This window comes from uncultured Metabacillus sp. (assembly GCF_947503125.1).
In the GTDB taxonomy this organism is placed as follows: domain Bacteria; phylum Bacillota; class Bacilli; order Bacillales; family Bacillaceae; genus Metabacillus.
The window spans coordinates 203,403-218,814 of record NZ_CANNCR010000002.1 but is presented as its reverse complement, the minus strand read 5'-3'; the positions used below and the strand labels follow the sequence as shown (position 1 = coordinate 218,814).

The 15,412-nt window shown below is 32.1% G+C and carries 26 protein-coding genes; all 26 read right to left on the bottom strand.

Features of this window, described 5'->3' with window-relative positions; translation table 11 throughout:
- Positions 1 to 56: 56 nt before the first annotated feature.
- The 26 genes from Q1B07_RS03000 to Q1B07_RS02875 all read right to left on the bottom strand — a co-directional run bounded on the left by Q1B07_RS03000 (position 57) and on the right by Q1B07_RS02875 (position 15,334).
- Positions 57 to 626 carry a RusA family crossover junction endodeoxyribonuclease gene (locus Q1B07_RS03000; protein ID WP_299831806.1) on the bottom strand — a complete coding sequence of 190 codons (570 nt, stop codon included), beginning with the start codon at positions 624 to 626 and terminating at the stop codon, positions 57 to 59.
- A gap of 29 nt (positions 627 to 655) precedes the next feature.
- Complete coding sequence (locus Q1B07_RS02995; protein ID WP_299831803.1) at positions 656 to 835, bottom strand: hypothetical protein; 180 nt, start codon at positions 833 to 835, stop codon at positions 656 to 658.
- Positions 836 to 963: 128 nt separating this feature from the next.
- Positions 964 to 1,665 carry a hypothetical protein gene (locus Q1B07_RS02990; RefSeq protein ID WP_299831800.1) on the bottom strand — a complete coding sequence of 234 codons (702 nt, stop codon included), beginning with the start codon at positions 1,663 to 1,665 and terminating at the stop codon, positions 964 to 966.
- A gap of 39 nt (positions 1,666 to 1,704) precedes the next feature.
- Complete coding sequence (locus Q1B07_RS02985; protein WP_299831797.1) at positions 1,705 to 1,998, bottom strand: hypothetical protein; 294 nt, start codon at positions 1,996 to 1,998, stop codon at positions 1,705 to 1,707.
- Positions 1,999 to 2,116: 118 nt separating this feature from the next.
- Complete coding sequence (locus Q1B07_RS02980; RefSeq protein ID WP_299831794.1) at positions 2,117 to 2,533, bottom strand: hypothetical protein; 417 nt, start codon at positions 2,531 to 2,533, stop codon at positions 2,117 to 2,119.
- A 6-nt stretch (positions 2,534 to 2,539) separates the two neighbouring features.
- Positions 2,540 to 2,719, bottom strand: a complete 180-nt coding sequence (locus tag Q1B07_RS02975) for a hypothetical protein (RefSeq protein ID WP_299831791.1) — start codon at positions 2,717 to 2,719, stop codon at positions 2,540 to 2,542.
- A gap of 169 nt (positions 2,720 to 2,888) precedes the next feature.
- Complete coding sequence (locus tag Q1B07_RS02970) at positions 2,889 to 3,389, bottom strand: dihydrofolate reductase (RefSeq protein WP_299831788.1); 501 nt, start codon at positions 3,387 to 3,389, stop codon at positions 2,889 to 2,891.
- On the bottom strand, positions 3,389 to 4,207 hold the full coding sequence (locus Q1B07_RS02965; protein ID WP_299831785.1) for a thymidylate synthase: 819 nt from the start codon (positions 4,205 to 4,207) through the stop codon (positions 3,389 to 3,391). The genes Q1B07_RS02970 and Q1B07_RS02965 overlap by 1 nt, the downstream gene beginning before the upstream one ends.
- A 70-nt stretch (positions 4,208 to 4,277) precedes the next feature.
- Complete coding sequence (locus Q1B07_RS02960) at positions 4,278 to 4,598, bottom strand: hypothetical protein (RefSeq protein ID WP_299831782.1); 321 nt, start codon at positions 4,596 to 4,598, stop codon at positions 4,278 to 4,280.
- 25 nt (positions 4,599 to 4,623) lie between these two features.
- Positions 4,624 to 4,995, bottom strand: a complete 372-nt coding sequence (locus Q1B07_RS02955; RefSeq protein ID WP_299831780.1) for a hypothetical protein — start codon at positions 4,993 to 4,995, stop codon at positions 4,624 to 4,626.
- 56 nt (positions 4,996 to 5,051) lie between these two features.
- Complete coding sequence (locus tag Q1B07_RS02950; RefSeq protein WP_299831777.1) at positions 5,052 to 5,210, bottom strand: hypothetical protein; 159 nt, start codon at positions 5,208 to 5,210, stop codon at positions 5,052 to 5,054.
- Between the two features lie 47 nt (positions 5,211 to 5,257).
- Positions 5,258 to 6,100 carry a prohibitin family protein gene (locus tag Q1B07_RS02945; protein ID WP_299831774.1) on the bottom strand — a complete coding sequence of 281 codons (843 nt, stop codon included), beginning with the start codon at positions 6,098 to 6,100 and terminating at the stop codon, positions 5,258 to 5,260.
- 166 nt (positions 6,101 to 6,266) lie between these two features.
- On the bottom strand, positions 6,267 to 6,881 hold the full coding sequence (locus tag Q1B07_RS02940; protein ID WP_299831771.1) for a hypothetical protein: 615 nt from the start codon (positions 6,879 to 6,881) through the stop codon (positions 6,267 to 6,269).
- Between the two features lie 61 nt (positions 6,882 to 6,942).
- Positions 6,943 to 7,893 (bottom strand): class 1b ribonucleoside-diphosphate reductase subunit beta, encoded by a 951-nt coding sequence (gene nrdF, locus Q1B07_RS02935; protein ID WP_299831768.1) that lies wholly within the window; start codon positions 7,891 to 7,893, stop codon positions 6,943 to 6,945.
- A 17-nt stretch (positions 7,894 to 7,910) separates the two neighbouring features.
- The gene (locus Q1B07_RS02930) at positions 7,911 to 8,390 is read right to left on the bottom strand and encodes a hypothetical protein (protein WP_366945120.1); all 480 of its coding nucleotides are present in this window, start codon (positions 8,388 to 8,390) and stop codon (positions 7,911 to 7,913) included.
- 58 nt (positions 8,391 to 8,448) lie between these two features.
- On the bottom strand, positions 8,449 to 9,453 hold the full coding sequence (locus Q1B07_RS02925) for an HNH endonuclease (protein ID WP_299831765.1): 1,005 nt from the start codon (positions 9,451 to 9,453) through the stop codon (positions 8,449 to 8,451).
- A gap of 262 nt (positions 9,454 to 9,715) precedes the next feature.
- Positions 9,716 to 10,318 carry a hypothetical protein gene (locus Q1B07_RS02920; RefSeq protein WP_366945125.1) on the bottom strand — a complete coding sequence of 201 codons (603 nt, stop codon included), beginning with the start codon at positions 10,316 to 10,318 and terminating at the stop codon, positions 9,716 to 9,718.
- A 262-nt stretch (positions 10,319 to 10,580) separates the two neighbouring features.
- Complete coding sequence (locus Q1B07_RS02915) at positions 10,581 to 11,741, bottom strand: ribonucleotide reductase N-terminal alpha domain-containing protein (protein WP_366945119.1); 1,161 nt, start codon at positions 11,739 to 11,741, stop codon at positions 10,581 to 10,583.
- Positions 11,719 to 12,099, bottom strand: a complete 381-nt coding sequence (gene nrdI / locus Q1B07_RS02910; RefSeq protein ID WP_299831762.1) for a class Ib ribonucleoside-diphosphate reductase assembly flavoprotein NrdI — start codon at positions 12,097 to 12,099, stop codon at positions 11,719 to 11,721. The genes Q1B07_RS02915 and nrdI overlap by 23 nt, the downstream gene beginning before the upstream one ends.
- Positions 12,096 to 12,329 carry a glutaredoxin domain-containing protein gene (locus tag Q1B07_RS02905; protein WP_299831760.1) on the bottom strand — a complete coding sequence of 78 codons (234 nt, stop codon included), beginning with the start codon at positions 12,327 to 12,329 and terminating at the stop codon, positions 12,096 to 12,098. The genes nrdI and Q1B07_RS02905 overlap by 4 nt, the downstream gene beginning before the upstream one ends.
- Before the next feature lie 58 nt (positions 12,330 to 12,387).
- Complete coding sequence (locus tag Q1B07_RS02900) at positions 12,388 to 12,714, bottom strand: hypothetical protein (protein WP_299831757.1); 327 nt, start codon at positions 12,712 to 12,714, stop codon at positions 12,388 to 12,390.
- 134 nt (positions 12,715 to 12,848) lie between these two features.
- Positions 12,849 to 13,127, bottom strand: a complete 279-nt coding sequence (locus Q1B07_RS02895; RefSeq protein WP_299831754.1) for a hypothetical protein — start codon at positions 13,125 to 13,127, stop codon at positions 12,849 to 12,851.
- Between the two features lie 40 nt (positions 13,128 to 13,167).
- Complete coding sequence (locus tag Q1B07_RS02890) at positions 13,168 to 14,034, bottom strand: RNA ligase family protein (protein WP_299831751.1); 867 nt, start codon at positions 14,032 to 14,034, stop codon at positions 13,168 to 13,170.
- 243 nt (positions 14,035 to 14,277) lie between these two features.
- Complete coding sequence (locus tag Q1B07_RS02885) at positions 14,278 to 14,469, bottom strand: hypothetical protein (RefSeq protein ID WP_299831749.1); 192 nt, start codon at positions 14,467 to 14,469, stop codon at positions 14,278 to 14,280.
- Between the two features lie 24 nt (positions 14,470 to 14,493).
- Entirely contained in the window at positions 14,494 to 14,808 is a 315-nt protein-coding gene (locus tag Q1B07_RS02880) for a hypothetical protein (RefSeq protein WP_299831746.1), read from the bottom strand.
- A gap of 382 nt (positions 14,809 to 15,190) precedes the next feature.
- On the bottom strand, positions 15,191 to 15,334 hold the full coding sequence (locus Q1B07_RS02875; protein WP_299831743.1) for a hypothetical protein: 144 nt from the start codon (positions 15,332 to 15,334) through the stop codon (positions 15,191 to 15,193).
- Positions 15,335 to 15,412: the final 78 nt, after the last annotated feature.

Below are 15,412 nucleotides of genomic sequence, written 5' to 3'. Positions count from 1 at the left end.
TATTTGATAAGTTGTCTTATTACAAATAAAAATGTATTTTGTTGTGATTTTAAAATTCACTTCTTCTCACTGTACTTCGCACAAACAAACTCCTCATTAATTTCTTCCTGGATACGCCCTTCTTTGGCCTTATTCAAAATAGAGCAATTCCTCTTATACCTTTTACACTTTTTACATTTATCTTCAAACTGGTTCATATGTATTTCATTATTAAATATTCCTTTATATTCAACCGGCTTAAGCGTAACTTCAATATGTGGATTAGTTGTATCATAAAGTATCTTTTGTGTTCTAATTAATACTCTGCTATCATTCTCGTAAACTAGCTTTTCCAATGAATCACAAAGCAACTTATAAATATTATTATCGTCTCGGCCTTTACGTGAGAAATAAATAACCGTGTCCATGTATATGTAATTGTCCAATGTATACTCATAATCCCATTGTTGATCTTGTAGCTGCTCAGTCGTTAATTTGATTAACTCGGCTTTACACTTTTCTCCATCTTTACTTAGTATTCTTCTACCCGTTGGTGTTCTCATTTTCTTTTTAGGATTCCAGGAATATTCATTTATGTATAATTCATTGAGACTCGTTGGTACAGGTAACGTTAAACTTAGTTGCAAATAACCACTCCTAAAATATATTTAATTTATTATTCTTCTGCTAATACTCCCAACAATTCTTTAATGTTTTCAAAGTATGTTTCATCATCCTTTATAACCTCTTTCATACCACACATACCACACAATAAATTGATTAAGAATTCTCTCTCATTGTTGTTCAACTGGTATGTGTAGTATGTTTCCTTACGTTTACTTAGTAATAGTGCCAAAACATTCACTCCCTTAATGCATAACAATTATTTCCTATGTAAATACTTTTAAAGAACTGCTAGGGAGACGGTTCGCAGCAAGCTTGCTCATCTCCCTAAATATTAGATGTATGTATAATTTATTTATATTAATTAGAATAAGCTAATACTCCATTTTCCTTCATTTCAATGTCATATGTTTTTAACTTTTCAACAAATGAATCATAAACTGCTACAGATACGCCAACAGTATTAAAAATAACTTGATTAGGTCTTTTTTGGACAATGTAATTAATAATTTTACTCGCAACTTCAGATGAATTTCTAAGATCAATAAATCGTTTCATATACTTAAACTCACCTTTGTTAACATCCAGCGCATCAATTCTTATGTCGAATTTATAATTACCGTCTTTATTGAAAATGGAATCAATGTACCATACTATATTGTTTTGTTGTGAAATCGTAATGCTTCCAGATTTACAATCCATACCATTATGATTAAGGATACAATCTCCTTCTGCACCTGAAATTATAATACCTTTTCCTCTAGCAGCATTTTTAACATCAAGTTGATCTCTCAATTCTTGAATTTTCACAATTGCCTCATAGATGTTTCCATTATATGCTTTCTCAATAATGAAATGTTTTAGTTCATTTTCTTGATTAGATGTCAATGTTTTACTGTTGCTTAAGGCTTCTCTTAATCCATTAGTCAGATAGTTCTCATTCACAAATGGCGAGAAGTTTTCAACGTACTCAATTTTACCGTTCTCTCTATATAATAAGCGTGTTACTTGCTCCCCATTCTTTTGTAATAGTTCCAACATTTCAATCATTAAATCTTTCATAATATATCTCTCCTTTTTATTTTAAATAAAATACAGAATTTATTCGCTTATTAACCTTTCAATATACTCATCTAATTCTTTGAATTTTCTCTTTTTCATTTCAGATGTAAGTTTCTCATATTGTAAACTAAATGAATTTGAACTCGCTAACAAAGACAAATCAGATCCGTATTCATCTTCAATACGTTTCAACTCGCTTTGCTGTTCTTTCAATTTAGAAATAAGCTCGCTTTTTGTATATTGATTTCTATTTTTTATAAGATTGACTGCTTTTTCAAATGCTCCTGACTCCAATTTAGATTTCTCAACTCTTTCACTACTGTAAATTGTCATAATTCAACCTCCTTTCAACTTTAAATAAAATTTAGGTTTTATCTTAATTTAGTTTGTGAATTGTTTTTAGAAACCCTTATGTATCAACACTTTGAACAGTTGTAAATTTCACAAACTTTTAATCTTCAATAGTCCACGCACCTTCAATTAACTCATGGAGACATATGCTGTCATTGGCTAACTGATCAAACTGACCTGTTTCCAATTCCTTTTTAAATGTATAAGTTAATTCTTTATCATGATGATATGTTACTGTTTTACCAAATTCATGGGCACTCATAGCTTCATGGAATCTTACATACTTAGGTATAATTCTCCACATTAGCTTTCTATTCTCATCTGATAAACTAAATAAAAGAAAAGGCCTGTGATTACCTGTTTCATCACAAAATGAAATTAATCCCTCATCTGTAATTGTTACATAATTAACATACTCTCCACTTATAAATGCATCTGATTTACGTGCTTCCGTTTCCGCAATATCTCCAACTTTTAACCTGTCAATCATTTGTCCTGTCGTTAACCATTTAGTCATTATGTATCACCAAACCTTTGCATCATATTTTCCATCAATTATGTCATTTCTAATGTTTGCAGCTTCGTATATTCGACCTTGTAATAGGTGATGCTGATGTGAATTAATACTTTCTAATTTTAATAAGTGCTCCAAAGTTTTAATACGTTTATCTATAAATTGAATCATCACTTTTTTATCTAACATTACACTCATCTCCTAATATGTATATTATATTTATCTATGTAACTCTTAACTTAACAACTATCCTCCTTTACAATAAAATAAGAGCAACCTAAGATTGTTTCCTTGAAGTTACCCTTATTATATACGATTAATTTATTTATGTAAATACCTTTTTATAATTAATTTACTTTTATTTCTTTGCGTATTCAACAAAATAGTAATCATAAGGATATTCATTTGTTGCTTCATTTTTAACACTTGACGTAACTTTCCACTCATCAAGTGAGAATTCAGGAAAATGTCTGTCAGCTTCCTGGAAAGAATGATCAACGATTGTTAAATATATCTTATTAGAATATGGAAGGAAATCGTTATATAGCCTTTCCCCTCCGCAGATAAAAAGCTCTACATTTTCTTCTGCATAAGATGAATACTCTCTTAATACTTGGTTTACGGACTTATAATGATAAACCCCATTGGGTAGTTTGATATCTTGATTACTGAGGACGATGTTATGTCGCTTTGTTAATGGCCGACCTATTTCTTCAAATGTAGATCGACCAAATACAACTATGTTCCCCATTGTTAACTTCTTAAAATGTGGAAAGTCTAATGGAGGTTTAGTTAACAATGAACCGTTGCTACCGATACCTCTTGATTTATCAATACATGCTATAAGGTTAATAGTCATTAAACAGCTACATCTCCTTTAATTAAAGGATGGTGAGTGTAACCACTAACTACAAAATCCTCTAATTTGTAATCGAATATTGATTCTGGTTTGCGACCAATATTTAATCTTGGTAATTCATACGGATCTCTAGACAACTGCTCTTCAACTTGTTTCAAGTGATTGTGATAAATATGCGCTACGCCTACTGTATGTTTCATTATTGTTGGCTTGAGTTCACACTGTTGTGCAATCATTGTCATTAAGGTTGCATAGGAAGCAATATTGACTGGTACACCTAAGAATAGATCCCCTGAGCGCTGATAATGATACATCTGAAGCTCATCACCCGTCACATAAAATTGAACAGTTGTAGAATGGCAGCAAGGTAAAGCAGTGTCTGGATATTGCATCTCAGGAGCATTCCATCCGGTAAATAAGATTCTTCTACTATTTGGATTTGAATTAATCTCATCAATAACATATTTGATTTGATTAAATATATTACCTTTTCCATCTTCCCATCTAACCCATTGCTTCCCGTAAATGTTAGGTAATTGACCAACTTCATTCTGCCATTCTCTCCAAAACTTAATATTATACTTTTCTTCTAATTCAATATTGGATGTTGAGCCACTTAGAAACCATAATAATTCTCCGAATACTCCACGAGTAAACATTTTCTTTGTTGTGATTAATGGAAAACCTTCACGTAAATCAAACTCCATTGTTTCACCAAATAAACTTCTCATACCTGTACCTGTGCGGTCTCCTGTGTCATTACCTTGTTTATATACTTTATCTAATAGATTTAAATACTGCATTTCATTTTTACTCATTCATTATCCCCTCTCGTAAGTAAAAGAGAAGGCGAGTTAACACCTTCTCGATATGTATAGTTTATTTATGTTAGAATTTTACACTGCCACTTTTGTTTATGCTTTTAGCCATTAACTCTACAAATTTATCTGCTTCTTTAGGATCAAAATTATAGGAACCGTTTATGTAGTCAATTACTTCAGTTTCAATCTTCTCACTGACATCATCTTTAATATAAGTTTCTAATTCCTCTGATATAATAGTGGCCATGTTGATTTCAGTATCTGTTGCTTTATCTTCAATACTATCAAATCGAGTAAAGAATTCTAGAATACTGTGTAATGTTAACGCTGCTTCTGGAGTAACTGTAATTGTAATATTCTCATCTAACTGTTTTTCCACTCTGAACATATTAATCTCTCCTTTTTTGTTTAATTTATTTATTTTGAGGTAAAGATTTTCTTTCTACAATTTTACGATTAAACTTCAAAATTAAAGATTCTAAATACTCTTTATTTCTAACTAAATCTACATAAACATTCGATAATATAAAGTGATCTTTAAAATTTCGATTGCTCAAAGCTTTTTCAATCCAGATTTCCAAAAAAGTAATTTCTCTATTATAAAAATCAACTAGATCGTTCATAAAATTAATTTCCTCAATTTTTACTCTGTCTATTAAACTAATGTACTCCCTAGACGATTTTGCAAGTGTTTTGTATTCATGCGATTTATAATTTTCTCTTGAAATTCTCAAGTTGTTAAAAATATTTTTTAGCATTTTCTCAGCAAATTTTACAGTATCCATTTAAATTCTCCTTTAGCGATTGGTCGCTACCCTATATTTTGTGTAAAGTTTATTTATTAATCTTCTTTCTCTACACCAATGACAGAACCGACTTTATCAATCGCCTTGAGTAAACGTTCGGTATCTTTATTACTTAAAACAGTCTCTCTTTTATGAAGAACGTCTAATTTTTCACTATCTACAAAACCACCATTTAAAATTTTCTTATGTTCCAATTTATCACCTCCTTTCAAATTCTAATAAAATACTTAATTATTACAAATTATTTTCCACCAACAATTACATTGGCATCAGATCCAACAACTTTTGTTTGAACGTTCTTATCTCCATCCCATTTGTCTATGCGTTTTAATTCAATGATTTGAGCAGTTAAAGAAGCGTTAATTGTTTTATTTGCTTCTGCCTCAGCTTTTGCTTGAATTAATTGAGCATCTGCCTTACCTTGTGCTTCAATTTTAGATTTCTCTGCTGCTACTTTAGCCTGTTCTTTTTCAATTTCAAGTTGCTCTAATTTTTGTTGAGCATCTACTACTGCCTGGATTGCTTGAGCAGTTTTCTTATCTGGAGTTGGAGCTCCCAAAGTTACAGAATCAACAATGAACCCATGTTCCTCTACAATTTTACGGAATTCTTTCTCAATTTCTGCATTGATTTGTCCCTGATGTTGGAATACTTCTAATACAGAGTATTTTGCGAATACGTTCAATGTTGCTTTTTTAATTCTTGTTTGTAACCAACCTTCTTGAATTGTTGCAGAATCTTGACCTTTAAACTTGTTATAGATACTTGGCAATTTCTCTAAAGCATTTGAATAGTCATAAGACAGTTCTACGGATAAAGGTTTACCGTCTTTAGTCTGTACATTAAATTTAGTTACTTTAACAGTTTCAGTTGAAACAGGATATTCAGTTACTCTTTCAAATGGACTTACAAAATGCCAACCTTGACCTAATGTTTCCTCTTCAACTCCATGAGATCGGTTATAAACTACTCCAGCATGACCTTGACCAATAACTTCAATTGACATAACTCCTAATACTCCACCAACTAATAAACCTACTCCTACTACACCAGCACCTACGATTGATTTTGTTGTTTTAAACATTATTTATTTTCCTCCTCTTTATCTTCAAACATATTTTTTAGATTAATAGTTTTATTGCCGATTTTATTAAACAATCCTAACTTACCAATAAGAAACCATATTCCACTTAAAAACAAAGCGAATAGAATTAGTAGTACAAAGGCTGAAAACATTTATTTCACCTCTTTTATAGAATTCCTACAACAAATTGTGACCATGTTTCCAATGATTCAAATACTTCTGGTTGTTTTAACTCATCTACACTAAACCATAACCCCTCTAATTGATCAGTTTCTTTAACTGATACCTTGGCACCCTCTTCTAACTCGGCAATTACTAGCATTCCAAGATGTACTCGGCCTACCTCGTTTTCATCATCGTTGATTAGACCGATTGTGCTTAAAGTGAATTTATCCTGGTCAATATATAACTCTTCATCTAATTCACGTTTAAGACTTTCTGAAATTACACCATAAAAGTCTAAACCTTCAATATCGTTTACGTGACCGCCTACACCTAATGAAATTTGATTATGTAATCGTGCTTCTCCTCCACCGGATAAACGTTTGTAGCCAAATACTTTGTCACCTTGACGAATGACGCAGTAAGGAATAGGCTGCTTATATTCAGGATTTTCTTCTGCATCTCCTCTACGCATAACTGAGTAACTTGAAGCCATATTTGCTACGATTTGTTGAGTTTGTGATTGTTTGCTATTTACACCTTGAAAAGTTAATTGTTCATTGTTGAATACTGTAGTACGTGGAGCTACGATAATTTGTTCATCCATTTTATTAGTCATTTAAAATCTCCTTTTATGTAAAGTTTGTTTATAAGGGAGAGGTTAGTCTCCCATGTGTTTATTAATAATCGTAATCAGAGTCTTTCATTACTTCCGCAGCAGACATTAGATATCCATTACCTACTAATGAAAAGAAATCATGATTATTCGTTCCTGTAGACAATCCATTTAATACTATAGGATTAACATCGTCTGCCGTATCAGAGAATAATGGTGATAATCCTAAATTCATTAATGCTTTGTTGGCATTGTAACGTAAGAATACTTTAACATCATTTGTCCAACCAATTTCATTGTAAAGATATTCAGTGTATTTTACTTCATTCTCGTATAATTTATAAAGTAATTGATATGTCCAAGATTTAATTTCTTCTTGTTCTTTTGCTGGCAACTCATTGTACCCTAGTTTAAATTTATACCCTATGTATGCTCCATGCTGGGATTCGTCCTTAAGAATCATTTTAATTACTTCTGCGACATTAATAAGCTTGGATTTACCTAGATAGTACAAAGGAGTATAGAACCCAGAATAGAATAAGAAAGATTCCAATAGCACACTTGCAACTTTTCTTTGTAGATCAGTTCCATTTTGATAAATTTCATCAATAATATTAGCTTTTATTTGAAGTGTTTCGTGAACTTCAACCCACTCGAAAATATCACGAATTTCTTTATTTGTATTTAGTGTGCTAAATATTGATGAATAACTTCTTGCGTGTTCAGTTTCCATCCATTGAATTTGATTTAGAACATCAATTTCCATATCAGTTCTAGCACCTTTTTTTAATGAAGAAATCCCTTCTCTTGATTGAAGTGTGTCTAGTAAAGTCAACCCACCAAATACTTTTTCAACTAAACGTTTCTCAATATCGGGTAATTTACTCCAATCTGCTCTATCTTTTGAAACAGGCATACGAGTTGCAAACCACGTTTGCTCGGTAAGTTTCTCATATGTCTTTTTATCAAAGAAATCCTCTAACACATTCCAATTCATTGCTTTGTAATGTTTCATATTAATATTTTCCTCCCTTAAATTGAGCAGTTCTCACAGTAATTTGCTCCAACTTCTTCTCCATCATCTGTAAATGTTCTAATGTAATATATTGATTTAACGCCTTGTTTCCAGGCATAATTTCGGAGAATATTTAAATCTCTAGTTGTTTTCTTTGTTGGATATTCACTGTCAATTTTCCACTCGTACATTCCCTCAGGGAGTTCTGATCTTAAAAATAATGTCATACTAAGCCCTTGATCAACATGTTTTGTTGCTTTTGCATAAGTATCAATGATTTTTCGTTGATCAATATCATAGGCTGATTCATAGTATTTGATTGTTTCATCAGACAGGTATGGAACTGGATAATAAACTTTACCACGCTTACCTTCTGTTCTTTCCTCAATACGCTGCGTAATTGGATGAATTGAAGCAGTTGCTTCATTTACGTAACTGATGCTCCATTTTGTTACTCCTTGTTTTACAAGGGGATGAGTAGTTTCTGTTCCTCTCATCTCTTTAGGTTTCCCTAAAGTGCAGACTGTATCATAATCTCTTTTATAATTAATTTATTTATAAGTCTATGTATTTCTTATAATTTCTAGGATGGTTTTCACCACTATGTATTTTGCGATGGCAAGGTTCACATACACATAAGAGATTATCTAACTTATTCGCCTCTTTAGTATCTTTAAAGGCAACAAAAGGTGTAATATGATGGACAGATAGCTCCATGCCATACTCATCTTCTGTGATTCCACATTGTTGACAAGTATAATTATCTCTCAATCTAGCTTTCCTTCTTTGAGGAAGCCAATCCTCACCGTAATATTTCTTATGCCTATCAAAAGAACCTGTATAATTGCCATTATTTTTACCTGCTACTAAACCGTACTTGGAATTAAACTCTCCATTACACTTTCTTGAGCAAAAATGATGTTCATGTCCTTTTTGTTGTGCTAACGGTCTGTAAAATTCCTCTTCGCAATTATCACACTTGCAATTCGGTGTTTCTTTATCTACCTCTCTAGATTTTGATGCACATTTCCTAGAGCAGAATTTTCTATGTGCTTTGTTTGGTTCAACATAGAAGTTTTCTTTACATGTCGGACAATTGATCTCAATCCTAACTTTTCTTTTTTCATTTGCACATTTAGGGGAACAACAGACTTGATTATGATTACCTTTAAACATTTTTTCGCAAACAGGACATTGTTTTTCAACCAGTTTTAATCTCCATCTTTGTTTTCTACATTCTTCTGAGCAAAAAACCGATTGTCTCGCTTTACCTTCTACTGTAAAGGAAGATTCACAGATCACGCATTTTTTCTCCAATGTTCCTTTTAGCTTTTTATTATTTTTATATTCATCTTTACACTTAATAGTACAAAATTTCTTTCTAGTGTTAGATGTTGTAAAAACAATATCACAGTTTGGACATTTTAATTCTCTTTCTTTTTTCTTTTTCTCTATTTTTCTCCTATGTCTTTGTGAACACTTATCTGAGCAAAACAGACTCTTGAATGATTTCGTTTCATATTCTATATCACACTCACGACATTTATTTACTTTTATCAAATACTCACCTCCGTTCATTATATATTAAGTTAAGTTTATTTATAAAAGAGATCCTTCCCACATCAGTCGTTGAACCTTCTACCTATTTACATAGGAAGCTTGGCTGCGGATTGCCCATTGTCACATATTCTATCTTTTTACCATATCGCTGTGGTTAGCAACGCCCTAATACATGTCACCATTATTAGTTGGTAATAGAATCTTTAGGGGTTTCCCGCAATTCGAGAAGTTTTCATTACATATCACTACATAATGGGGCTAATCAATAACCCGTCGGTGCGGTAGCGAGTCTAAACGCATTATATATACCATGTTCCATTACTGACTCTTTTAACTTGATCCAATCCTCATGCTTAGGAATAAAGATTCCTTTGAATAGTGACTTAACTTTATCATGTTTGAATTCAAAGTCAGGTTCGTTTAAATATAAATCAAAGTACGTTCCATCTGCATATTTAGATTTTTCAAACTCAAAGAATTTCTTTCCTGTCTCAATTGAAATGTTATTACTTTCAACTAGAGTCCAGTAGTTTAATAGCATAAAGTAGATATCAGTAAATTCCAATGCTTCAGGAGAGCCATAGTAAATCTTATTTTTTGCTAGGAACCCATGAAGGTTCATAACCCCTAAGCCTACTGAATGGTATTTATCGTTACCGTTTTTAACTGATGGAACAACATCAATATTGGATGCATTTGTTACATGAGTTAAAGCTCTTAACATTGTTCTAACAGACTTACCAAAGTCAGGAGAAGCCATTAGAGTTGTTACATTTGTAGATCCTAAGTTGCAGCTAATGTCGTTGCCAAGAACTTCATAGGTTTGATCATTGCTAATTACAGATTCTTGTTGTACCTGGAATATTTCCGTCCTTTATGTTCCTCTAGAGTCGCTAATTCTAGAGCGTGGGCTAACCACAGCTTACTGTCACCAGTAAGAGCAGACTATATCATAATCCCATTGGGACTCCCTGCGCTTCCACTCGCTTGAGCGTACGTCATCTGACTAGTCGTTACACCTTTCATATAATTTAATTATATGACTTGGCTCGGCATTATCTACTTGAGACTTCCACCGAATTCACAGGGTTATTCGACATACATTACTGTATGAAGGTGCTAGGTTATTAACACAAATTAGACATTATAATCTTTCCATCTACTGGATTAGCTCTATTTGCATGATCAATGTTGATAATATATGGATAACCACTTTCATTCTGTAAGTTACTAATCTCTGTTTCTAGTTCTCTAGCTTTAATCTTAGATTTACGGATATTGGGATTAGAAACCATGTTGTCGTATTCTTTAGTGATATCAATATAAGAGAATGGTGTTCCGTATTCTTTTTCAACATCATGAGGCGAGAATAAATACATATCCTCATTCTTCTTGATCAGTTCATAAAACTTATCTGGTACAACTAATCCTAATGATAGTGTTTTAATTCGTACTTTTTCATCTGCGTTTTCTTTACGAACAGATAAGAAATCAACTACATCAGGATGAAAAATATTCAAGTAAACTACTCCAGCGCCATCTCTTTTCCCACCTTGATTAGAGTAAGAGAAAGCATCTTCAAATATTTTCATTACTGGTACAACACCATCTGCTAAACCGTAAACACCCTTTATAGGATCATTATTTGCACGAAGGTTAGTTAGATTTATTCCCACGCCACCAGAAATTTTTGATAGCTGCAACGCTGAATTTACAGTACGACCAATTGAATTCATATCATCTGATACTGTTAGCAAGAAACAAGAAACCATTTCTCCAGCACGTTGTTTACCGATATTTAAAAATGTTGGAGTCGCAGGTTGATAGCGTTGATTAATTAATTCATCTGCTAAGTCTAATGCTAATTGCTCATTTCCATCTGCTAAAGCAAGTGCGTTAAAAGCTAATCTATCTTCAAATCTTTCTAAGAATCTCTTCCCATCATCCGTTGTTAAAGCATATTGCTTATAGAACTTGTATGCTCCCATAAATGAACGGAAACGAAATTTCTTTTTATATATCTTTTGAAAAACTTTCTTAATAAACTTACGGCTGTACTTCTTCAAGAAGTCTTCTTTAATGTAGTTATTTTCAATTAAGTAATCTAATTTTTCATCCAAGGTGTGAAAGAATACTGTGTTAGGATTAACATGCTCTAAGAAATATGCCTTTGCAGCTTCTTTATCTTTATCCAACTGAATACGACCATCTTTTGGAATGTTTAATAAGTTGTTTAATGTAAAATACGTATCTTCTTTAACTTTCTTACTTAGTTCTGGTGATTTCAATAAGTTCCACTTCCTTTTTAAAATTTATAATGTCGTCTTCCGTTCCACTAAATTCAAACTTAAATATCAGTGGTTTGTTGTACTTCTCTGACAAATCTTTTGCATTAAAGCAGAACCCATCATTAAAGTTTCTACTTCCACTTCCTACAATTGCAACCAAGTTTTCTTCGTTATTTTCATATTCGATAAACTCACTCATTAAATCCGTAATTTCTTGATCATATGAAGGGACAATTAATACAAAATCTTCGTTAATTTCAATGAGGGGATTAGAATAACTTATCTCAGTAGCTTCAATCCCTCCATCATTTATAAATTTTCTAATGTTGCCTGATAGTGATAAATAAACTATTCTCATTGTTCAATAGATTGGAGTTTATCTGGTTGGAAACCTGTGAAAGGTTCTTGACCTTCAACTACTACTACTGGCATTGATGTTAACTTTAATTCATTAACAACATATTCTCTTGCTGCTAAATCTTCATCAACGTTAATCAATTCAAACTCGATTCCTTCACCATTTAAAACCATCTTTGTCATATCGCATTGTGGGCATCCATTCTTCGTATATACTGTAACTTTAGCCATATCAATCACTCTTTTCTGTATTTTTTATATTAAATTTATCTTTATTATATTTTTTAAATCATTCAATCGAATGAATATCTTTCGTACCTTTTATGTAATTTTCATCTTCCTCATTGTTAGTCATCCAACTACCATAACTGGCATACATAGCAGCCATATCTTCTTTGTCAATCTCTAGTTTATCTTCCTCAATCTCAACCTGTATGTACTTGCTCTCGAATAGCTCCTTAGTTTCAGGCAATTCATTTTTATAAAGATCAACAAGCTTGATTTCCCCAGCGAATATGGGCATTATTCCATACTGACTTACAGCTTCACCATTTTCTTTAACCTCTTCAGCATCAAATATAAAACCTTTAGGAACGTACCTTTTTACTCTCCCCACTTTTCTCACTCCTTCTTATTTAGTTTAGTCCGAAATCTACTAAACTCACCTCCTTTAAATGATAGTTTAATAGTAACACTTGTTCGTTGTTTTGTAAATATGTATATTTAATTTATTTGTATAAATTAAAACTTTTAAAGAGACTTTTGTAATAATGCTGCTATATTATTAATTAATACTTCTTTGTCTTTATTATCACTGATAATCAAACTAGCAATTTTTATTTCTCTCTTCAGTTCCCCATTTGAATCTTTAATACTAACTTTTACTTTTGGATTCGGAGGAAGTATTAGATCGTAAGAGGTTGAATCTCCTAAGTCGCTAATCATCTTACCCATGCTCATTATTTTATTTTCATACACATTTTCTCGTACTTCATAATCTCCTTCAAATTCAATATGTAACTTTACCACTAATTTCACTCTCCTTTTCTATATAAAAATCGAATTATATTTAGACTCTACCCTCTTCAGCTAATACGCTTTTAACAATCCCAGGAACTTTCTTGCCAATCTTACCTTTTAAGACTTTTAACAATTCATCTAATTCCTCTTTAATAACATCCTCATACACTCTGCTGCCAGCATGCTTTAAAATAGTCCCCATGTCTTCAATTGCATAGTCTTCATTCAATAGGCCTTCATCGACTAATTTATGGACAATTTTAGAAACTCTAGCTGTATTTACAGTTGAATCAATGAATTCTTGAAGTTGATCCGTTGGTTGTTTAATCGTTTGTTTCTTAACTTGTGCTTTTTCTGCAAAGGCATCAGATACAATTTTAGTGAATTGTTGCACACCATATTTATTTTTATAAGACGTATTTTTAACAACTACTCCTTCGCCAATTTCACCTAGCATTGATTTACCAACAAATGACTGAATGTGTTCTAATGATTGAAACTCGCCCTCATAGAAAACCGGAACTAAATTTAAGTTTAATTGTTTAGCAGTTTCTTTAACTAATTCGAATGGTAAATACTCCTCAGTTTTTTCATCGTAGACATCAAACAGATAAAATTGATTTGCATTTTCACCATAATCTAATTTATGTCTAACTAACCACTCTCCAAATAGAATTAGACCTTCGTGAAAAGTTAGATCTTTAAAATGATCATTTACCCATACACTAAACCCTCTTAGTGTATTACTTTCATCTAATTCAGTATTACGACTAAAACATCTAATGCTGTCACCTTCAAACTTAAAACTTGCATTTGCACCGTCTAACTTTTCTTGGATTACAATATGAGGATTACCTTCAAGTGTTAAATGTGTACCAGATTTACCATGTCTCACAATATCTTGATATTTCTTCATTTCATAACCTCCAATATGTATAATTTATTAGATAGTAAACTTATTTAGACTCCATGTATACTTCAATAACATTTTGAACATCTTGATATGAGAAATTTTCTGTGTACATTTACTTCACCTCCTGGATTTAAATAAAAGAAATATTTCATTGAAAAATTGCTGTGAAACATACCGCCTAAAACCTTTTATAGCAACATTTAAAAATTACAAAATGTTTCACAGTTTAAGCGAAATGCGACACAATTAGTAATGCTTTCTCAATGTTTCCATAGCGATTTTCATACATCTAGCGTGGTACTCTCCTGTATAAGTCCAACCACCACCGAACTTTTCGGAATACCCGACTAATGAAATTTCTTCTAACGCTAACTCATAACGTTCAATCTTTTTTAAAAGGTCGTTATAATCACTTTCTTGTATTTTTATTACCGTCATTTTCGTTCCTCCTTATGTAGCAATTTAATTCAATTCTTCATCATTCTTCTTATGTACAAACTCGATATTTTCCTTTTTAACGACTTTCTCAACATGCTGCTCTAATCCTTTTAACACTTTAGCTAGCTCTTCAACGATTAATTTATCTTCTTCCCTAATTCTCTCAGTGGTATATCTCTTCAATGCAAGACCTAAATTTAATCCATAATGGCCAATTTCTTTCCACTTCTTATCAATTACTTCACCAGATTTCTTATCTTTTACATCATCTAACCTTAGCAATATATAGTTCATACGGTCACTAACAATCTTATGCCTAGCATCAAGTTTCAGTTCCATCGTTATCAACCTCCAATCCTAATAATCTTTTAGTCTCGTCTAACGTTAATTTTTTACTCTTCTTAACTATCTCAACTATTTCCTTAATACAACCTTCACATCCAGTTACTTCAAGTTTCTTATCTGTTTTTAATACTGGAATGAAGCAGCCCCAAACTGTACCGTCTATGTAAAAGTGGCATTTCATACAGATTTTGTTTATCGATACCACAACCTTTTATATATAATTTACCTGTATTAAACATGTTTTACATTAACTTAGTATATGTGTATTCATAAGCAGCATCTTCATATGCACTTGGAACGTTTGCTTTCATTATCATCACCCGAATGTTTGTTCTTATTTTATATTATATCTAGGTGATAATATGTTTGCAAGTAATTAATCATGATATTGTCTGTCTTTTAGCAATACGTCATCTGCCTTACTTGCTGCAATCATAATCGACATAATAAACATAACTAGTAAAGCCCACAAACTTATTGCTCCTAACCCCATAAACACTATCGCCCACGTTTCATACATTTTACTATCCCCTTTGTTATATTGAGAGTGAGCGTTGTTTCTCACTCCCGTTAACTTGTCGTGGTGTTTGTTGTTGTC